The sequence below is a fragment of the Cerasicoccus maritimus genome (assembly GCA_031296935.1).
GTDB classification, from domain to species: Bacteria; Verrucomicrobiota; Verrucomicrobiia; order Opitutales; family Cerasicoccaceae; genus Cerasicoccus; species Cerasicoccus maritimus.
This window is the reverse complement of sequence record JAVDPD010000008.1, coordinates 130,500-149,675: the sequence shown is the minus strand read 5'-3', so window position 1 is coordinate 149,675 and position 19,176 is coordinate 130,500. Positions and strand designations below refer to the sequence as shown.

Genomic DNA, 19,176 nt, shown 5'->3' with positions numbered 1-19,176 from the left:
CAGGTAAGGCTAGGCGGACTCGGCCAGTTGGTGCTCGGCCGTCAGGTCCAAGATGCGTTGATTGGATGAGCCGCGGAACAGCAGTGACGGGTCGCGCTTGGCTTGGACGAAGGGGCCGTCGACCAGCACATCTACGTATTCGAGAACTGCTTTTTGCGCGGGGCTGAGGTTTTCCAAACGGTAGCCGGTCCACAGCCAAATGTCTTTGCCGGGGCACTCGGTTTTCACGCGACGCACGAGCTTGAGCACTTCCTCGCAGTTGCCCGGAAAAAGCGGGTCGCCGCCGCTGAGCGAGAGCCCGCGGCGGATGATGCGTGTATCCTGCAAGTCGTCAATGATGCGGTCGGCCTCCGCGTCGGTAAACGGATGCCCGGAGTCCGCCGGCCAAGTCGAGGCATTGTAGCAGCCGGGGCACTTGTGCTCGCAGCCGGAGACGAACAGCGTGCAGCGGTTGCCGGGGCCATTGATTACGTCCAGGTCGATGTAGCGATGGTAATTCATGGTCGCTGGCTCCGACTAGAGGTGCTTAATGCGGCGCTTCACTTCCTCCTGCTTGCCCGCGTTGAAGGGGCGGGAGTCAGGGTTGCCGAGGTAGCCGCAGACGCGCCGCGTAACGGAGACGCGAGCCGGGTCGTTGTTGCCGCAGCTCGGGCAGGTGAAGCCGCTGGAGGTGCATTCAAACTCGCCGGTGAAGTTGCATTCGTAGCACTCGTCGATGGGGGTGTTGGTGCCGTAGTAAGGCGCCTTGTCGTAGCTGTAATCCCAGATCGCCTCGAGGGCTTCGAGGTTGTGCTGCATGTTCGGATACTCGCCGTAGCAGATGAAGCCGCCGTTGGCAATTGGCGGGTAAACGCACTCGAAGTCTAGCTTGTCGTAGGGGTTCACCTTCTTCTCCACATCGAGGTGGAAGCTGTTGGTGTAGTAGCCCTTGTCCGTGACGCCGAGGATCTGCCCGAACTTCTTCAGGTCGAGGCGGCAGAAGCGGTCGCAGAGGTTTTCGCTCGGCGTGCTGTAGAGGCTGAAGCCGTAGCCGGTCTCTTCTTTCCACTGGGTGACGGCTTGCTTCAACACCTTGATGATGCCGATTGCTTTGTCTCGCAAAGTATCGCTGTCGAAGAGGTGCTTTTCGTCGCCGTAGAGCGCATTGATCGTCTCATGCAGGCCGATGTAGCCGAGGCTGATCGAGGCGCGGCCGTTCTTGAAAAGCTCGGCAATGGTGTCGTCCGGCTTCAGGCGAACGCCGCACGCGCCCTCCATGTAAAGGATCGGAGCAACGCGGGCGCGGACTTCCTGCAAGCGCGCGATGCGGGTATCGAGCGCCTTGCGGGCGAGCATGAGACGCTGGTCGAGGATGTCGAAGAAGCGCGCTTCGTTGCCCTTGGCCTCCAGCGCAATGCGGGGGAGGTTCAGGCTGACGACGCCCAAGTTGTTGCGGCCTTCGTGGACCTCTCCGTTGTCGTCGCAATACTGACCGAGGAAGCTGCGGCAGCCCATCGGGTATTTAAACGAGCCGGTCACGGCCACGGTTTGGTCGTAGTTCAGGATGTCCGGATACATGCGCTTGGAGGCGCATTCGAGGGCGATCTGCTTGATGTCGTAATTCGGGTCGCCGGCCTTGCGGTTGAGGCCTTCCTTGATCGCAAAGACGAGCTTCGGGAAGACGGGAGTCTTGTTCTGGCGACCCAGACCGCGGATGCGGTTTTTCAAAATAGACATCTGGATCAGGCGCGATTCCCAGCTTTCGCCTAGGCCAAAGCCAAGCGTGACAAACGGTGTTTGGCCGTTGGACGTGTGCAGCGTGTTGACCTCGTATTCGAGCGATTGGAAGGCGTCGTAGCATTCCTTTTCGGTCAATTTGCGGGCGTAGGCTTCGGCGTCGGGCACGCCCCATTCCTTGCCGGTGGCGAGGTGCTTTTCGTAGCTGGCCGTGACGTAGGGCGCGAGGGCTTCGTCGATGCGGTTGATCGTGGTGCCGCCGTAGATGTGGCTGGCGACCTGGGCAATGATCTGCGCGGTGACGGCGGTCGCGGTCGCGATGGACTTGGGCGGCTCGATCTCGGCGTTACCCATTTTAAACCCGCGCGTAAGCATGCCTTCGAGGTCGACGAGCATGCAGTTGAACATCGGGAAGAAGGGCGCGTAATCGAGGTCGTGGTAATGGAGGTCGCCCGACTCGTGCGCGACGACGACATCCTTCGGCAGCAGGTATTGCTTCGCGTAATGTTTGGCGATGATGCCAGCCAGCAAATCACGCTGCGTAGGGATGACGCGGGCGTCCTTGTTGGCGTTTTCATTGAGCAGCTCGGCGTTGCTTTGCTCGACCAATCCCTGGATTTCGCGGTTGAGTTTGCTCGAACGCTCGCGGGCCTTGTCGCGGTCGTGGCGGTACTCAATATACGCACGGGCAATGGCCTTGTTTTGGCCGGCCATGAGCTCGTTTTCAATCAGGTCTTGAACTTCGGTGACGCAGGTCTCTTCCTGGCCCAAAAATTTAGCGGTAACGAGGGCCGTGACTTGACCTGCGTAGGCAAAGTCGTCAATACCGGCAGCACGACCAGCTTTGTAGATTGCCTGAGAGATACGTTCGAGTGAAAAAGGGGTGTAACTGCCGTCGCGCTTGCGCACAACAGGGTAGGGAAGTGAATTAGGGGTATCGAAGAGAGTGGATTGTATGGCACTAGATATCGTAGTCATATTTCGAAATACATACTACATTTAGTGTTTTGTGTAGATTATTCTAAAAATCGCACTCAGGAATAAGCCTTCGTTTTTTGCGAATAGAGCATAGCTAATCCGTTTGGCAGAGGTGCCAATGACGGTGTCGGGCGGCAAGTGTTTGCCGCCTAGGAAGATGCCAAAAACGCGCTGCTTTAAGGCCTTATTTGGCGTGCTTGTAGTCCTCTTCGCGCGGCGCGTTAGGTGCGTCGTGCTGGGGCAGCCATTGGGACAAATCGGCGATGACCGAGGCGAATTGCGGGTCGTTCGCGAGGTTGGTCCATTCGTTGGCGTCGTTGCGGTGATCATAGAGCTCCTCGCCGCCATCCTGATAGCGAATGTAGCGCCAGTCTTCCGATCGAACCGCGTGGTTGCCCATGAAATTTGTCGTCAACGCCGGGTAGGGCCAATCTAGGTTCGGCGACTCTAACAACGGGACCAAGCTGCGGCCTTCAACGGGCGGCACGTTCTGCAGATTGCACAACTCGGCGAGCGTCGGATAGAGGTCCTGCAAGCTCACGGTGCGGGTACTGACCGTGCCGGACTTCGTGACGCCGGGCACGCGGAAGACGAGCAGCACGCGGGTGCTTTCTTCCCACAGTGTGTATTTGCTGAAGCGAAGTTTTTCGCCGAGGTGGAAACCGTGGTCGCTCCACAGAACGACAATGGTGTTGTCCGCGTAAGGGCTGTTTTGCAGCGCATCTAAAACGCGGCCGACTTGTTCATCGGTAAACGAGATACATGCGCGGTAGGCTTTCAGGATGCGGTCCATGCCGCCATCGAGCGCCTTGACTTTATTGTAACCAGGGCCGGAAAACTTCTGGGCGGTGGCAACACCAGCGTCCGGCAAGTCATCCCAGTCGTTTGGGTTGATCTCCGGGTGGATGATTTCGTCGTCCGGATACAGATCAAAAAAGCGAGGCGGGCAGAAGAAGGGCAGGTGCGGGCGGATGAATCCCACTGCGAGAAAGAAGGGCGTTTGCTGCGGCTGAGATAAAAACTCCACCGCCGCTGTCGCGCAATTGTAGTCGCCAAAGGCGTTGTCCGGCGCGTCCACGGGGCCCCAATCATACTGGCCTTTTACGGGGTATCCCGGATCGACTGGTTCCTTAGGCCAGATGCCGTGGCCGAAGCTTTTATAGCTGTCCCACGAGGCTTTGTCGCCGTTGTAGCGGTTGTGGTAGATCTTACCGAGGCCGGTGGAGCGGTAGCCGTTTTGCCGAAAGAGCTGTGGTAGCGTAACGACGTCGGGCATGTTTTTGCGCCACGGTTGGTCGTTCAGGTAAATGCCGGTCGTGGACGCGCTGAAGCCGGTCAAGATCGCGGCGCGCGATGGATTACACGCGGGGGAGGCGCAGTAGGCGCGGGTGAAGAGTTCGCCACTGGCGGCGAGTTTATCCATGTTGGGCGTGAGCGCGGCCTCGTCGTCTTCCAACGGGCCGACCCAGTCGTTCATGTCGTCAACGGCCATGAAGAGCACGTTGGGCGCGGTGGGGGACGCCGCACTCACGAGGCTGGCGCTGGCCAGCAGGAGGGATAATACAACAAAGGTTTTCATCGCGGGTCAGTTTGGGCTTCTTTGGGAATTGACCTCATACCGACTGGCATCGGGTAGGTCCGCACAAAGTTTTCACCGCCAAATTCATCACTTTGCCAAAGAGTATTGGAAGTATCGACGACTAGATCGTGATGGCCAGCAAAGATCATGGGGAGGGATTCCTTTGTCAGGGCTTGCTCGTATTCGAGGGCAATTGGGAAGCACTCAGGGTCATGGATGCGATTGTGCTGCTCCAACGGATCCTCTTCCAGATTAAAGAGCGTGAACTCGCCGGTGTCATACTTGGAGTATTTCCATGGGCCCTTCAGATACATGCTGGCGTTGGACAACCAGCCAAGCACTGAGTCGCGCTCTGGAACGTCGGGGCGACCTTCGCCCATGTATGGCAACATTGGAAGAGGGATGCTTTCGGTTACGCTTGGTAACTCCGCTCCGGCGTAGGCGAGCATGGTACAGGTAACATCCGTTAGCGTAACCAGCTGATCGCAGACTTGATGCTGGCGCATGGTTGGATCGCGCACAATCATGGGGATGTGGCAACTGCCCTCGTAGTAAGTTCCCTTGCCGGCCATGTCGTGGTCGCCCACGTAGTCGCCGTGGTCACTGGTGAAAATGATGACGGTGTTGTCGAGCTGACCGGTTGCTTCCAGTGCGGCAAGGATGTCGCCAACCTCGCGGTCGATCTGTTGGATGAGGCCTGCGTAGTGTTGGCGGACCTTGCGCTTGTGGTCGTCGTTCCAATCGCGGTGATCAACGCCGTTCCACGGGAAAAGGTTGCCCTCGTGGTTGGCCTTTTTGACGAGCGGACAATCTTCAGCGACGCTGGGCGCCGGGTCGGGAATCTTGGCCGGATCGATGTCGGAAATGAATTCTTCGTTCGGATCATATGGGCAATGAGGGCCCGTAAACCCGACCATCATCGCGAACGGTTTGTCTTCGTTGCGTTGGTATATGTAGTCAACGGCTTCGGAGCCGACAAAGTGATCCCAGGAGTCTCCCCAAGGATTGCGGCTGATGATGGCGCCTTTATTTTCCAGGTAGCCTTCGTGATCCATGCCGGTGAATTTGCGCGAACCTTTCCCGCAAAGATACTTGAAGTAGTCGTCCTGAATGTAGGGCCAGCGCTTGTCTTCGGTGACGGAGCGATACTGGTAGCCCATAGTTTCATTCCACGGGTAGAAATGCATTTTGCCGACGCCAGCGGTTTGGTAGCCGAGCTCGTTTAAACGCTCGGGCCAAGTGCGGATGCCTTGCTCTGCGTAATCCGGGCGAATCCATTGTCCGTTGGTCAGCACACCGGTGGTGAGCCCGTGCATGCTGGTGATTAACGCAGCGCGCGCGGGCACGCACAAGGGGTGCTGTGAGTAGGCGCGGGTGTAGCAAGTGCTCTCGTTGGCGAGTCGGTCGATGTTGGGTGTTTTGAGGAAGTCGGCTCCGGCGTAGCCTAAAAAATCCCAGCGGAGCTGGTCCGCCATCATGAAGACAATGTTTGGTTTCTGGTGGGTGTTCATCGGAAATTGGCGTTGAATGGATACAGCATGCCCCGCCGCTAACGTCATCGCGTTAACGAAAATTAAACGGCGCTAAAAATCAGGAGAAACGGGCTTGGCGTCACCGGAAGTTAAGTCACGGTGACGCCAATTTATTCAAACCCGGACCCCCCGTCCGGATTAAGAAGAGCGGCGGCGCAGGAAGACGCAGAAGATCAGGGCGACCACGGCTGCATAGGCAGCTGATTCAGCGGGCTCTGGCACGGCGGCGAACGTCTCAAGGTTGTCGATCATGAACTCGGCGCCGGTGGGCGTAGAGAACGACGTGAAGCCAAAGCGTCCCAAAGGCAGGTCGGTGTCGAAGCCTACCGATGTGCCCAGGAGATCTCCATCGATATATACATCGAAGCTTTTAGACGCCAGGGTTACCGTGCCGCTGCCATCGAGGGCGCTATAGCTGTAGGACGAATCGCCGCCGTTAGCCACGATCGACATCGAGTGACTACCATTCGGGTTGGTCAGATCAATACCGCCGCCAGCCCAGCTTACACGGCCATTGTAATGCAGGTTTACGGTGACAGCCCGGTTGGTGCTGCTGCCAGTTGCAGTGTTGTTCGGGTTATTGATGCTTACGTTACCGAAGCCTGCTGAGTTGCCAGCGTCAACATCCACGAAGCTGAAATCAAAATCAACACGGGCAACATCGTAAGTATCGTCCGTAGCGCTAAAGTTAATGCCATTGCGGGCGACGCCGCCATCGTTATCGAAGTAGTAGAGCGCATTGCCCGTGCCAGCTACGTTGGCGGGGAGCACCGCGCCACTGCTGTTGGTGCCGCCTGTTTCGTCGGTTACCAACTGATTGGAGGTTATTTTCGTTGCGCCATTCGAGTTCTGCCAAGTGATGCCTTGGGTATTGGTGGTTGCTTGATCGCCGAACGTGTATTCGTCGAAGTTATCGGATACTAGCGGTGCCCATTGGGCTTGGCAAATAGTCGCCAGAGAGAGTGAGGAGAGTGAGAGGTATAGGGCTTTGTTCTTCATATCGAATCTTATTGGATGATGGGTTGAGGGGTTGGGTTTGAAAACAGTATCAACTGATACTACCTTCAGGATGCCTTGATTCGATTAAGTGTCCATGCGCTTGGTGATGCATACATATGGATTTTGATTGATAGCCTTGCCTGAGTTGGTAAGAATGGTGAAGAAGCAGGAGGCAGCCTGAAATCTACCCGTTCCCCAAATTATATCAATGCAGCCCCACGTTACCCAAAAAGACATTGCCGAAGCAACTGGCCTAAACCAATCAACGATCAGCCTCGCCTTGCGTGGTGATCCACGTGTAAACGAGGAAACGCGAGAGAAGATCCTTAAGATTTCGCGCGACCTCGGTTACCGCAAAGATCCCATGCTCACGGCGTTAGCTTCCTATCGCGAGAACATGCGGGAAACGAATTACCGCGGCACCTTGGCGTGGCTCTGCGATCCGGAGGTTTATGATTTGGATTACTATCAAGACTCGGTGTGGCACCTCTATCGTGAAGGCGCAGAAGAGCAGGCGTCGCAGCATGGCTACAACCTTGAAGTCTTTGAGGTCGATACCGACACAATTACGCAGCAGAGGCTCTCGAACATTATTTACCATCGCGGCATTGAAGGCGTCATCCTGCCGCCGCTGCTGCACGCTGGGCCTGCGCTAAAGCTGGACTGGGAGCGCTTTGCCGTGGTGACGTTTGGTTGGTCGGTGACCGAGCCGCGCTTTCACTCGGTGAGTCCCAATCATTACCAGAACAGTATCGAGATCGTGAAGAATTTGCATGCGTTGGGCTACCGTCGCATTGCGGCGATATTGATGGTCAGCGAAAACGAAGCGACGAAGCTGAATTTTCGGCTCTCAGGGCATGGCGTGGAGATGAAAACCGTGAGCTCTGGCCTGCAAGAAAGCATCCCGACGCTCTACCTGGAGTCGCAGAATAAGAAATCTCTGCGCGCCTTGCATAGCTGGTATCGCAAGCATCAGCCCGATGCGGTGGTGATCATGAAGGAAGGCGCGGAATTCTTACTCAATGGATTGAAAGAGATTGGTGTCGAGGCTCCCTGTGATGTTGGGGTGGCGTCCTTTTTTTATCAACGACAGATGAAGGATTTGGCGGGTATCAATGAGAACTCGCGATCCATTGGCAAAGCGGCGGTGGATATCTTGGTTGGCACGATTCGAAGGCGTGAATTCGGAGTGCCGGAAATCCGGCGTATGCTTCAAATCGAAGGCGTTTGGCAGCCGGCAAAGTCTGTGAGGGAGCAGGGCATCGCTTAGCATTTCGAATTCAGTATGCATATTCCATAAGTATGGAATCGCAGCTTGGTTGAGCTTTCTTCCGTGAGCGTATTAGCTCAGTTCCAGATTCGTGTTACTTCCCCGGCCGCGCCGAATACAAACATACCCATGTTGCCCAGATTTTCCTCATTCCTTGCCCTGATCACATGCCTTGCGGCTCCCGCGCTGTTGGCGAAAAACGTGATCTTCGTTTTAGTTGACGACCTGAGTCCGCGTTTGGGTTGCTACGACGGTCAAGTGGTTTCGCCGAACTTGGATGAGCTCGCCGACGAGAGCTGCCTGTTTCAACACGCCTATGCGCAGGCGACCATCTGCACGCCATCACGGGCCAGCATCATGACGGGCATGCGTCCGGATGTTGTCGGTTCGCGCGATAACAATTACCGCAAGTCGCGCTTCCGTAATTTTCATCCCGACGTGCAGACCTTGCCGCAATATCTGCAGAGCTTTGGCTATACATCAATTGGACTCGGGAAAACTTACGGTCCGAGCGACCCGCCATCCTGGTCGCGTGATGATCTCGCAGAGGCCAAGATGGTGGAGCAATATGCCTTGCCGGAAAATCGAGCTGACTTTGAAGCTAATTCGAAGGACAAGACTAAGCGGGGCTGGATCAACCGTGGGGCGATTACCGAGGCTGCCGATGTGCCGGATAATGCCTACCCCGATGGACGTGTGACTGAGCGCGCGATTGAGATCATGCGCGAGCTCAAGGACCAGCCGTTCTTTCTATACATTGGCTTTCAGCGTCCGCATCGTCCGTTTACCGCGCCGAAAAAATACTTTGATCTGTATGCAAGCGACACGCTTGCTTTCCCCGAGCCGGCGGGCTATCCGAAAGGCGCTCCGGAGCTGGCCTTAAAAAGCCATCGAACCGAGGCGCTCAAGCCGGGCGATAAACGCTATGAGCGCGATTACAACCAGATGGTTGGCCACTACGCTGCGGCATCCTATACTGATGCGTTGGTCGGACAACTGATGGACGCACTGGAAGAACTGGAGCTCAAAGACGAGACGCTCGTAATCTTCTCGGCCGACCACGGTTTCCACATCGGTGAAAACGGTCAGTGGGATAAATCGACGCTTTTTGAAACGGGCTGCGCGGTGCCGTTGATTATCCATGTGCCGGGTGATGTGAAACAGCCGCTCGTGATCAACCAACCGGTCGAACTGCTCGACATTTATCCGACGGTGCTCGACTTCCTCGGCTTGGAATATCCGCCACAGCTGGCGGGCAAAAGTTTGCTTCCGTTGATGGAGGGCAAGCAGCCGGAGTCTGCCGGCGAAGCCTACACCGAAGTGTTGCGTAGCGCTGGTGGAAAGAATGCCGCGATGAACTGGGATGGCAGCATTGAAGGCCGTAGCTTGCGTTCAGGCAACTATCGCATGACACGCTGGTGGGATGCACATACCGGCGAAGTGCTTGGCCTGGAGCTTTATGATTTTTCCCTGCCTGAGCCCGAAAAACGCAACCTCGCGAATGATCCCGCATATGCTGAAGTTCAGCAAAGTCTGCTGGCGAAAATCAATGACCAGTGGCCACTGAATACGCCGTCGAAGCTTTAGAATATTTACAACGTTTCCCCATGAAAGTTATTTCCCGTATCCTCGCCTTCGCTCTGATTGCGCTGCTTTGCCAGAGCTGTGATGACGAAAGCGCTCCTAAGATTACCGCGCAGAAAGAAGCTGTTCCGGCGCCATCGGTTGCTGAAGAGCAAGTCGGTGTTGCGATGACCATCGAGCAGATTGATTCACCGGAGGTCTTACCTTCTTTGGGGGATGAGACGCCGAAGAAAGCGAGTCGCTCAACCAAGGTATTGCCCCCGCCACCCGCGCCCACCAAGCAAGAGATTGACCGCATTGCCACGATGGTTACGCCGTATGCAGTCGGCATTGGCGCGCCGGCAAGTGATCGCGCTGTGTGGGACGCATTCGCCGCTCAGCCTGATGCGCGGGCGCTGATTGCCCAAGCGAACATTGCGCTCAAAACCAAGACGCCTGAGCTGACGCAGGAGCTGTGGGAGCTCTTTGAAATGACGGGGGATCGTAAGAAATACCAGGACGCTTCGTCGGCTCGCTACAATCGCTTGGTGGACATGGCGTTGGGGGAAGCTTTGCAATACAAAGGTCGCTACTTGCCCGAGATTGAGAAAACAATCCGTGAGATTCTGGCGCAAGGCGCTTGGAGCGTTCCAGCGCATGGTAAAGAGCTGACTGTCTTTCGTGGCGAAGTGCGAAAAGTTGATCTTGCAGCGACGCAAGTAGCTGGGGCATTGGCGACCGTTGACTTCTGGCTAGCTGATGTATTGCCAGCCGATTTGCGCGCAGAGATTAAAGACAATGTGCGCGAGCGCGTGCTTACGCCTTACTTGACTTCCATTCGCGAAGGCAAGCCGATCTGGTGGATGAGCCGGCCGAATAACTGGACGGCCGTTTGCTGCGGTGCAGTGACGAGTGCTGCATTGACGCTGGAGCAGGACCCGCAGGTACGCGCCGAGTTCATTGCGGACGCCGAAGTCCTCATGGGGCGCTACATTGACAGTTTTGCCAGCGATGGCATCAGTGAGGAAGGAGTCGGCTACTGGGGCTACGGATTTTCTCACTTCTTATACGCCAGTGAAATGATCCGCCGGACGACTCAAGGCGGGATAGATCTCCTGGCTGATGACAAGGTGATGCAGGTTAGTCAGTCGCCACGTACTTTGGAATTGGTAGAAGGCGTGTATGGCGCCTTTGGCGACCAGTCCGTGAATGCCAAGCCGGAGCGGCGATTGGTTGATTTCGCGGCAATGCGTTATGGCATGCCTGGCATTGAAACGGAGCAATTTGGTCGCATCGATGCAGGGGCGCGTCACCCATTGGGCCCGTTGCCATATTCGCTGATCATGCGCAGCTTTGGTCAGGATGCACCTCGAGTGAATGGCGTTGGATTAAACTCCGATGCAGGCCATGATTTCGCGATGCGCAGCTGGTTCCCCGCTAGCGAATTATTTATTTGCCGCCCGGGCAGTGTCTCTGAGCCCGCTATGAGTGTTGCCATCCGTAGCGGTAACAATGGTGAGTCGCACAACCACAATGACATCGGCAGTTATGTGGTCGCCTACAAAGGCAAGCCGGTGTTGGTCGACCCCGGCATGGAGCGTTATACGGCGGCGTCTTTCAGTCCGCGCCGCTATGAGGCTAGCTTGAATAATTCTTTTGGCCACGCGGTGCCACTCGTTGCCAATCGCATGCAAAAGAACGGCGCGGAAGCAATGGGTGAAATCGTTCAAACTCAGAGCGCCGACCAAGCGGACGTGGTGGAGTTGGACATGACTGAGGCCTACCGCGCCCCTGATCTGGAGAAGCTTACGCGCACGTTGATTTATGAACGCGCAGCCCAGGGGAAGGAGGGCGCTATTTCTATTGCTGATTCGGTTTCATTTGCGAACCCGCAGGCATTCTCGACCGCGATTGTGACGCGTGGGAGCTATGAGCTTTTGGACTCAGGCGTTATCCGCGTGAGCGACAAAGGCGTGAGCTTATACGTGTCCATCGAGACCAAAGGAAAAGCATACACCCTTGCGGAAAGTCCAGTTACCGGCTTTTCCAACCCTGAGAAATCTTTGGCCCGCCGCCTGGGCATCTACCTCACTGATCCTGTTGATGAAGCTACCATCACGATCAACATCACCCCCGAAGAACCTCAAGCTTAGTTGCCGATATGTTTACCCCTCGCTCTTTAAGCACTCCTTCCCTAAAGAACCGATCCCCACGGCCGATGCGCGCTTTCACGCTGGTTGAGTTGCTGGCCGTGCTTGCTATCGTCAGCATACTGGCGGCGATTGTTTATTCGGTTGGCAACCGCGCCTACATGAGCGCACAGAAATCTGTGGCTATGTCGGGCCTGCGGGATGTTGGCATGGCGATGACGATGTATTCACAAGAGCATGATGGCTACTTGCCGGGGCCGCTCTATGGCGGCCAAGCCGCACGCTACGCTCAGGATGATCGTCTGCTGGGGTATCATTTATGGTCTTATCTGGAGCTGCCTGAGCCCTCGAAAAACCGTGAGCCATTTACTCCATTAACCTGCGAGCTCTTCGAAGATTTAACCGTCGATGGAGCGCCTGCATACTTCATGCAGCAGACGGTGAAAATGCCTGTTGGCAATCGCAACCCTTGGGGCTATCGCCGCAATGACCAAACCAAAGATGAGGGCTCCAAGCCACAATTAATCAACGTCATCCAGATGGAGAACAATGAAAGCACTTGGGCAATGTGTGCTGCAGATGCTGGCTCCAACCGATCTCCGCAGGCGGGTTGGGCTTCCAAGCTTTTGCCTGAGCCGCTCTTTGGCAACGAACGGCTCTACCTATACTTTGATTGGCACGTTGAGTTTGTGTCAGCGGATTAATGCTTCCTCAAAATCCTGATTCCAACGGGCGCGCATGGCGTGTTCGGCGGGCATCGCTGTCTCTTAAAACATGATTCTCGAATACTGTACGCTCGGCGTTTATCTCATCATTCTGATGGTGGTCGGTTCACTCTTCTCGAAGATGAACAAGAACCTCAGCGACTTCGCCCGCGGCGGGGCGCAAGGCACTTGGTGGATGGTCGGTACGAGCATGTTCATGGGCGGAATCAGCGCCTTCACATTTACGGGAAACGCCTCTGCGGCCTATTCATCCGGGCCGACTTTCCTGGTGATCTATTTGGCAAATTGCGTGGGGTTAGCGTTGTGCATTTTTCTCGGCCCGTGGTTTCGACAAACACGCGCCACGACATGGGCGGACGTTTTGCGCGAGCGTTTCCATGTAAGTGTTGAGCAGTTTAGCGTTTATTTCTCACTGATCATTCAGCCCATCAGTTCGGCGACGCAGCTTTATGCGTTGTCGATTTTTATCTCGGCGATTCTGGGTGTGCCGACGCCGTGGGTGATTGTGGTGCTGGGCTTTATTGTCGTCTTTTATTCTACGACGGGTGGACGCTGGGCTGTGATGGCAACTGACTTCGTTCAAGGGCTGGTTCTCTTTTCGCTGACGGTATTGATGTTCTTTCTCGCCCTCCACAAAATCGGGGGCATCGATGCATTCTTTTCGTATTTTCAGGATCCACGGTTTGCCGAGGACTTCAAATTCGTCAAAGACCCAGGCCAGTTCCCCGATGATAAGTTTACCTGGAAATGGATTTTCGTGGTCTTCATCTTGCAGCTTCAGGGCTACATAAACTTGGGGACGGCCGGGCGCTTTTTGTCGGTGAAGGATAGCCGCAATGCCCGCTGGGCGGCAGCCTGGGCTTGCGTGTTGATGGCGATTGGAACGGTGGTCTGGTTTGTGCCGCCGATGGTGGCGCGCTTCCTTTTCGAGCCGGAAGTCATGGCGATGGGCATGAAGGAGCCGGCCACGGCCAGCTATGCGGTTATCTCGGCGGAGCTGCTCCCCAATGGATTGCTGGGGCTCATGCTCGCGGCGATGCTTGCGGCTACGATGAGCAGTATGGACACCGGACTCAACGGCACCACAGGTGTCATCGTGAATAACATCATTCCGCGCATTCGCGGGCGTCAGAAAAAGGCCGAGCTTAGCGACAGTGTCAACCTGCTGCTCTGCCGTGTGTTTACGGTCATGCTGGGCATTTACATCATCATGGTCAGCCTATTGCTTGCCTTCCAAAAGGAGCTGGCGCTGTTTGATGCATACCTAATGATTGCCGCCGTAGTCGGACTGCCATTGAGCATGCCGATTTTCCTCGGCTTGTGGATCAAGCGACTGCATTGGAAGTCCTATTTCGTCATAGTCGGCGCATCGTTGTTACCTTCGATTTACTTTGTGGTGCGCAGCGCAATGTGGGATGAAAACTGGCCAATCCAGGACCGTCTCGTGTGGATTTACGGCTTTAGTCTGATCGGAGTGATCCTTTCGCTGCCGTTGTGGAGAGGCGCCAGCGAAATTTACAAGGAGCAGGTGGCGAAGTTCTACGAGAAGATGCATAAGCCGGTGGACTTTGCCGCTGAGATTGGTGAGTCGCGCGACAATGCCCAATACAAAATTCTGGGTTGGACGGCGCTCAGCATAGGGTGCATGATCCTGTTTTACCTGTTTGTCCCCAACACGCTTTCAGCGCGCTTGCAAATACTGGGCTTGGCCTTGGTGATCATTAGCATTGGCGCTGGGTTGATTCGTGTTGGACGGCGTTTCCGGTAGATTTCATCTCAAATCGCTGACCTGAATGTCTCGCAAAATCTTCTCAAACTTTAATGTATTCACGTTGCTCCTCGGCCTGTTGGCCGTTGTTCAAGTGCACGCTGCGGATGACTCCGTCCCGCTGCCGGACAAGGAGCATTTCCATCTGTATCTTCTCGCCGGTCAGTCGAATATGGCTGGCCGTGGTTTTGTGGATGAAGCCGACAATACGCCACATCCGCGCGTAGTCATGCTGGACAAGGAAGGGCATTGGGTTCCGGCAGTGGACCCGGTTCATTATGATAAAAAAGCTGCTGGTGTCGGGCCCGGTCGCACCTTTGCCGAGGTGCTGGCTGCGGAGGATGACACAGTCGTCATCGGGCTGATCCCGACTGCCTGCGGCGGCTCTTCGATTACGAAATGGGTTCCGGGAGGCTACCACGACCAAACCAAGAGCCACCCCTATGACGACGCCTTGGTGCGGACACACCAAGCGATGGAGCAGGGGACCTTGAAGGGCGTGCTTTGGCATCAGGGAGAGTCGGATTGCAAAGAGCCACTCTCCAGCCAGTATCAGGAAAACCTTACGCAGCTGATCGAGCGTTTTCGGGCTGAGTTCAATGACCCCAATTTGCCGATCGTGATTGGACAGCTTGGCCAATTTCCTGCTCGCCAATGGAACGCACAACGGCGCGAGGTTGATCAAGCGCAGCGCGCTGTTGCTGAGAGCACGCCCAACGTGGTGTTCGTGCCCAGCGATGGCCTGACGAGCAACCCGGACATGGTCCACATTAATGCCGAATCTCAGCGGGAGTTCGGGCATCGCTACGCGAAGGCTTACCTCGATCTGGTTCACCGCGACTCTGAATAGCCGACACCAGCGTTTTTTGCGATTTACGCTTTGAAGCCAAATTGCGCCTAACACTCATATGTGAATTTTTTTATTCCAATATAAATGTGTGCGAAAAGCGCTATTCCAGCGGTTGAGAAGTCGGTGAAGCTGCTCCACGTGCTCGCAGCGGGTGACGAAGGTCACATGACCTGCGCGCAACATCCGGCGAGCCAGTTGTCCATCTCTCAGATGATGCGCTACCGCGTTGTCCGGAGCTTGGTGGCGCACGACTGGCTACACCCGACGGTGGCAGGCGACTTCACATTTTCAGAGGGTGCCTTTCCGTCGCTAGACTTACTTTGCATTGCAGAGTAAAGTCCGTCAGATCAATTCGCTACGCCGCGGTGTGACTGCTGGTAGTCGCGAGGAGACTGCTGCATTTGTCGGCGGAAGGCGCGCGAAAACGCGGCCGGGCTTTCGTAGCCGCATTCGAGCGCTATCTCGGTTACATTGAGTGGCGAGTCGCCGAGTAGCTGACACGCGCGTGACAGGCGAAGCTGCGAAAGAAATTCTCCTGGGCTGATTTGTAGGTGCTTGCGAAAACGCCGAGTCAATGTAGCCAGCGACATGCCCGTATGGTTGGCCATTTGCTCGACATCGACACCCTCGGACAGCTTGGCGCGACAGTATTCAATGATGTGGCTGAACGCGCGGTATTCTGGCGGCAGCAGCTCGGTGGATTCGGTCAGTGGCTGGGAGATGCCAGTCGTGCCGACGATCTCGCCACTGTTATTAAAGACAGGCAGTTTGGTCGTAGAGCGCCATTCGACACCTCCCCAGCGATTGGTGAGCAATTCAACTTTGCGCCAGATCGGATGACCGGTCCGCATGACCTGCTTATCGTCGGCAATGAACACGCGCGCCATCTCCGGAAAATACAGGTCGGCGTCGGTTTTACCGATTATCTCATTGTTCTGTAGCTTGACGCGATCGGCAAATGCGCGATTCAATCGCTGGATACGCAGCTCACGATCCTTAAACCAGAAAAGCACGTCCGGGACTGCGTTGAAAAGGGACATCACGGTATCCAGGGCGTCAACTCCCAGTTTTTTGGGCATCGATGGCGTCTTTGGTGGCATGACTGAAAATGCAAAGTTTTTGCCCTCATATGCAATTCTAATTTTGCCGCAATCTGCTATACTGTGATCAGTAATTGTTACCAAACCCTTAAATCCCAACCCACCCGCACATGTCTCAATATTTCGATTGCGACCGAATTGCCTACGAAGGCCCGAAGTCCAAGAATCCACTCGCGTTCAAGCACTACAATGCCGAAGAGCTCGTCGACGGTAAACCGATGAAAGAGCACCTCCGCTTCGCCGCGCCGTACTGGCATGTGATGCGCAATGTGCTCGGTGATCCCTTTGGCGGCGGCACCGCACAAATGCCGTGGGACGACGGTTCGGACTCCGTCGACAACGCCCTGAAGCGAGTCGATGTGTTCTTCGAATTCCTCAACAAGATCGGCATTGAATTTTATTGCTGGCACGACCGCGATATCGCGCCGGAGCTTGGCAACCTGGCGGCCTCAAACCAGGCGCTCGACGCCGTAGTCGCCAAGCTCAAGGAGAAGCAAGCGGAGACTGGCGTGAAACTGCTTTGGGGCACCGCATGTCTGTTCAGCCACGCGCGTTATTCCCAGGGTGGGGCGACTTCGCCGGACTTGAATGTCTTCACTTATGCCGCCGCGCAGGTCAAAAAAGCGCTCGAATGCACCAAGGAACTCGACGGCCTCGGCTACACTTTCTGGGGTGGCCGCGAAGGCTACGCGAGCTTGCTCAATACGAACATGAAGCGCGAGCTCGACCACCTGGCCGCGCTCCTGCACATGGCAGTCGACCACGCAAAAAAAATTGGCTTCGACGGCCCATTCTACATCGAGCCCAAGCCGCGTGAGCCCTCCACCCACCAATACGACAGCGATGCCGCCGCGTGCCTGAACTTCCTCCGCGAGTACGGGCTGATGGAGAAGTTCCGACTCAATCTGGAAACCAACCACGCCACGCTCGCCGGCCATACGATGGAGCACGAAATGACCGTCGCGATCAACGCTGGTATGCTCGGCAGCATCGACGCCAACCGCGGCGACACGCTCATTGGCTGGGACACCGACCAGTTCCCGACCGATATTTACGGCACGACGCAGGTCATGCTCAAGGTGCTGGAAATGGGCGGCTTCACGACCGGGGGCCTCAACTTTGACGCTAAGCGTCGTCGCGAATCCCACGAGCCGATGGATCTCATGCATGCGCATATTGGCGGCATGGACGCCTTTGCCCGCGGCCTGAAAATTGCCTCCGCGATCCGTAACGATGGCCGCCTGGCGAACTTCGTTAAGGAGCGCTACAGTACCTTCGACAGCGAGCTCGGCGCGAAGATCGAGACGGGTCAATGTAGCTTCGAAGAGCTGGAGCAGGTTGCGCTCGCCAACGGCGAACCCGCGCTGGCCAGTGGTCGCCAGGAGATGCTCGAAAACCTCGTTAACGAATTTATCTAGAGTCGGGGGATTCTAGGAAATAAGATGGCTGCCGACGGAGGAAACTCTGTCGGCAGCTTTTTTAAACCGTCGACGAGTAGCGCTTCCCGGGAGATGGCTTGAAGTAGGCGTCGAAGATCATGGCTAAGTTGCGGATGAACAACCGGCCAATCGCGGTGACCTCGAAGCCGTAGCGCGTCCAGATGATGAGGCCGTCTTCGGCGGGGCCTTTCAGCTGCTCCAGGGAGTCGGCAAAGTGTTCGCGGAAGTCGATCTTCCATTCATCCGAGAGCTCGTCGAAATTGAGCGAGAGGTTGCACATGAGGCGCATGATTACGGCGCTACGCAGCTTGTCTTCTTTGGTTAATACGTAGCCGCGGTCGATGGGCAAACGGTCGGCATTGAGCGACGCGCGGTAGGTTTCGAGGTCCTTCACGTTTTGACGATACGCGCCAGCGGCTTGCGAGATCGACGAGATGCCGAAGCCGCAAATTTCTACGCCGGCGCGTGTGCTGTAGCCCTGAAAATTGCGCTGTAGCGTTTTGCATTTTTGCGCGATGACTAGCTCGTCGTCGGGCAGGGCAAAGTGATCCAGGCCGATGTATTCATAGCCGGCGCCAGTTAGCTTTGTAATGCAAAGTTGGAGCAGGCCGATCTTCTCGCGTGGAGTGGGCAGGGGGTGGCGCTCCAGAAGTTTTTGCGCGGGCTTCATCCACGGCACGTGGGCGTAGTTGAAGATGGCCAAGCGATCGGGCTTCAGGTCGAGCACGGCGTCGAGTGTGCGGTTGAAACTGTCGCGGTTTTGCAGCGGCAGGCCGTAAATGAGGTCGATGTTGGCCGAGGTAAAACCATGCGCGCGGAGCAGCTTCATCGCGGCGATGTTTTGCTCATGCGGTTGCTCGCGGTGGATGGCTTTTTGCACCTGGGGGTCGCAGTCCTGCACGCCAAAGGAGGCGCGGGTGGCACCCATGCGGGCAAAGGCGGCGATGTGCTCCTCGTAAAGGCGGCGGGGGTCGAGCTCCACGGAGACCTCCGCACCGTAGGCAAATTTAAAGTGGCGATGGATGAGCTCGCCGAGACGGTCGAGTTGCGCGCCAGTGAAGAAATTGGGCGTGCCGCCGCCGAAGTGCATTTGCACGACTTCGCGGTCCGGCTTGAGGTGTGTGGCAAAGAGCGCCAGCTCCTTTTCGATCAGGTCCAAGTAGTCGTCAGCGCGATCGCGCTTGAGAGTGGTGATCGTGTGGCAGCCGCAAAACCAGCACAGCGTCTCGCAAAAGGGCAGGTGGAAATACAGCGAGAGAGGCGCGGTGGACTCCTCAGTCGAGGCGAGCACGGGCGCGAGGTCACTCACCTCGGCAAAGTGATTTGCTGGCGGGTAGCTGGTGTAGCGCGGCCCGGGGCGCTGGTATTTCTCGATCAAGGCTAGGTCTGCATCGCTGAATTCCATTTCGTAAACACCCAAATATAAGGGGTATGCGGATGGATTGCACGTCCAAACCCGTAGTAATCATTCCGATAATGGCCGATCCGGCCGCTGTCACTGTGGGCG

Annotated in this window: 15 protein-coding genes; 8 read left to right on the top strand and 7 right to left on the bottom strand. The window is 56.2% G+C overall.

The genetic code is table 11. From position 1 onward, the window contains the following. Window positions 1–9: 9 nt before the first annotated feature. From nrdG to RBB62_RS07565, 5 genes are all read right to left on the bottom strand, one after another. Window positions 10–501: an anaerobic ribonucleoside-triphosphate reductase-activating protein gene (nrdG, locus tag RBB62_RS07585; protein WP_309398135.1), complete on the bottom strand. Its 492-nt coding sequence runs from the start codon at window positions 499–501 to the stop codon at window positions 10–12. Window positions 502–516: 15 nt separating this feature from the next. After that, on the bottom strand, window positions 517–2,694 hold the full coding sequence (nrdD, locus tag RBB62_RS07580; RefSeq protein ID WP_309398134.1) for an anaerobic ribonucleoside-triphosphate reductase: 2,178 nt from the start codon (window positions 2,692–2,694) through the stop codon (window positions 517–519). A gap of 184 nt (window positions 2,695–2,878) precedes the next feature. Next, window positions 2,879–4,273: a sulfatase gene (locus RBB62_RS07575; protein WP_309398133.1), complete on the bottom strand. Its 1,395-nt coding sequence runs from the start codon at window positions 4,271–4,273 to the stop codon at window positions 2,879–2,881. Further along, window positions 4,270–5,784 (bottom strand): sulfatase family protein, encoded by a 1,515-nt coding sequence (locus RBB62_RS07570; protein WP_309398132.1) that lies wholly within the window; start codon window positions 5,782–5,784, stop codon window positions 4,270–4,272. Before RBB62_RS07570 ends, RBB62_RS07575 begins: the two co-directional genes overlap by 4 nt. Before the next feature lie 159 nt (window positions 5,785–5,943). After that, on the bottom strand, window positions 5,944–6,804 hold the full coding sequence (locus tag RBB62_RS07565; RefSeq protein WP_309398131.1) for a hypothetical protein: 861 nt from the start codon (window positions 6,802–6,804) through the stop codon (window positions 5,944–5,946). Window positions 6,805–7,012: 208 nt separating this feature from the next. Here RBB62_RS07565 and RBB62_RS07560 point away from each other — a divergent pair, with 208 nt between their 5' ends. The 7 genes from RBB62_RS07560 to RBB62_RS07530 all read left to right on the top strand — a co-directional run bounded on the left by RBB62_RS07560 (window position 7,013) and on the right by RBB62_RS07530 (window position 15,466). Continuing rightward, complete coding sequence (locus RBB62_RS07560; protein ID WP_309398130.1) at window positions 7,013–8,074, top strand: LacI family DNA-binding transcriptional regulator; 1,062 nt, start codon at window positions 7,013–7,015, stop codon at window positions 8,072–8,074. 129 nt (window positions 8,075–8,203) lie between these two features. Further along, the gene (locus RBB62_RS07555; RefSeq protein WP_309398129.1) at window positions 8,204–9,661 is read left to right on the top strand and encodes a sulfatase; all 1,458 of its coding nucleotides are present in this window, start codon (window positions 8,204–8,206) and stop codon (window positions 9,659–9,661) included. A gap of 20 nt (window positions 9,662–9,681) precedes the next feature. After that, entirely contained in the window at window positions 9,682–11,790 is a 2,109-nt protein-coding gene (locus RBB62_RS07550; protein ID WP_309398128.1) for a heparinase II/III domain-containing protein, read from the top strand. Between the two features lie 65 nt (window positions 11,791–11,855). Further along, complete coding sequence (locus RBB62_RS07545; protein WP_309398127.1) at window positions 11,856–12,491, top strand: type II secretion system protein; 636 nt, start codon at window positions 11,856–11,858, stop codon at window positions 12,489–12,491. 70 nt (window positions 12,492–12,561) lie between these two features. Further along, a complete protein-coding gene (locus RBB62_RS07540; protein ID WP_309398126.1) occupies window positions 12,562–14,280 on the top strand; it encodes a sodium:solute symporter family protein in 1,719 nt (572 codons plus the stop codon). Between the two features lie 25 nt (window positions 14,281–14,305). Further along, window positions 14,306–15,130 (top strand): sialate O-acetylesterase, encoded by an 825-nt coding sequence (locus tag RBB62_RS07535; protein ID WP_309398125.1) that lies wholly within the window; start codon window positions 14,306–14,308, stop codon window positions 15,128–15,130. 84 nt (window positions 15,131–15,214) lie between these two features. Continuing rightward, window positions 15,215–15,466, top strand: a complete 252-nt coding sequence (locus RBB62_RS07530; protein ID WP_309398124.1) for a hypothetical protein — start codon at window positions 15,215–15,217, stop codon at window positions 15,464–15,466. Between the two features lie 11 nt (window positions 15,467–15,477). Here the strand turns inward: RBB62_RS07530 and RBB62_RS07525 are convergent, their stop codons facing one another. Then, complete coding sequence (locus RBB62_RS07525; protein WP_309398123.1) at window positions 15,478–16,209, bottom strand: AraC family transcriptional regulator; 732 nt, start codon at window positions 16,207–16,209, stop codon at window positions 15,478–15,480. Window positions 16,210–16,340: 131 nt separating this feature from the next. Here RBB62_RS07525 and xylA point away from each other — a divergent pair, with 131 nt between their 5' ends. Continuing rightward, the gene (xylA, locus tag RBB62_RS07520) at window positions 16,341–17,648 is read left to right on the top strand and encodes a xylose isomerase (RefSeq protein ID WP_309398122.1); all 1,308 of its coding nucleotides are present in this window, start codon (window positions 16,341–16,343) and stop codon (window positions 17,646–17,648) included. Between the two features lie 61 nt (window positions 17,649–17,709). On the opposite strand, the gene hemN is transcribed toward xylA, so the two are convergent. Further along, complete coding sequence (hemN, locus tag RBB62_RS07515) at window positions 17,710–19,074, bottom strand: oxygen-independent coproporphyrinogen III oxidase (protein WP_309398121.1); 1,365 nt, start codon at window positions 19,072–19,074, stop codon at window positions 17,710–17,712. Window positions 19,075–19,176: the final 102 nt, after the last annotated feature.

Excerpts from the sequence above, each read along its gene's own strand:
- nrdG (WP_309398135.1), bottom strand. The coding sequence starts at position 501 with ATGAATTACCATCGCTACATCGACCTGGACGTAATCAATGGCCCCGGC.
- hemN (WP_309398121.1), bottom strand. The coding sequence starts at position 19,074 with ATGGAATTCAGCGATGCAGACCTAGCCTTGATCGAGAAATACCAGCGC.
- RBB62_RS07550 (WP_309398128.1), top strand. The coding sequence starts at position 9,682 with ATGAAAGTTATTTCCCGTATCCTCGCCTTCGCTCTGATTGCGCTGCTT.
- RBB62_RS07570 (WP_309398132.1), bottom strand. The coding sequence starts at position 5,784 with ATGAACACCCACCAGAAACCAAACATTGTCTTCATGATGGCGGACCAG.
- RBB62_RS07565 (WP_309398131.1), bottom strand. The coding sequence starts at position 6,804 with ATGAAGAACAAAGCCCTATACCTCTCACTCTCCTCACTCTCTCTGGCG.
- RBB62_RS07575 (WP_309398133.1), bottom strand. The coding sequence starts at position 4,273 with ATGAAAACCTTTGTTGTATTATCCCTCCTGCTGGCCAGCGCCAGCCTC.
- nrdD (WP_309398134.1), bottom strand. The coding sequence starts at position 2,694 with ATGACTACGATATCTAGTGCCATACAATCCACTCTCTTCGATACCCCT.
- RBB62_RS07530 (WP_309398124.1), top strand. The coding sequence starts at position 15,215 with ATGTGTGCGAAAAGCGCTATTCCAGCGGTTGAGAAGTCGGTGAAGCTG.
- xylA (WP_309398122.1), top strand. The coding sequence starts at position 16,341 with ATGTCTCAATATTTCGATTGCGACCGAATTGCCTACGAAGGCCCGAAG.
- RBB62_RS07545 (WP_309398127.1), top strand. The coding sequence starts at position 11,856 with ATGCGCGCTTTCACGCTGGTTGAGTTGCTGGCCGTGCTTGCTATCGTC.
- RBB62_RS07555 (WP_309398129.1), top strand. The coding sequence starts at position 8,204 with ATGTTGCCCAGATTTTCCTCATTCCTTGCCCTGATCACATGCCTTGCG.
- RBB62_RS07560 (WP_309398130.1), top strand. The coding sequence starts at position 7,013 with ATGCAGCCCCACGTTACCCAAAAAGACATTGCCGAAGCAACTGGCCTA.
- RBB62_RS07540 (WP_309398126.1), top strand. The coding sequence starts at position 12,562 with ATGATTCTCGAATACTGTACGCTCGGCGTTTATCTCATCATTCTGATG.
- RBB62_RS07525 (WP_309398123.1), bottom strand. The coding sequence starts at position 16,209 with ATGCCCAAAAAACTGGGAGTTGACGCCCTGGATACCGTGATGTCCCTT.
- RBB62_RS07535 (WP_309398125.1), top strand. The coding sequence starts at position 14,306 with ATGTCTCGCAAAATCTTCTCAAACTTTAATGTATTCACGTTGCTCCTC.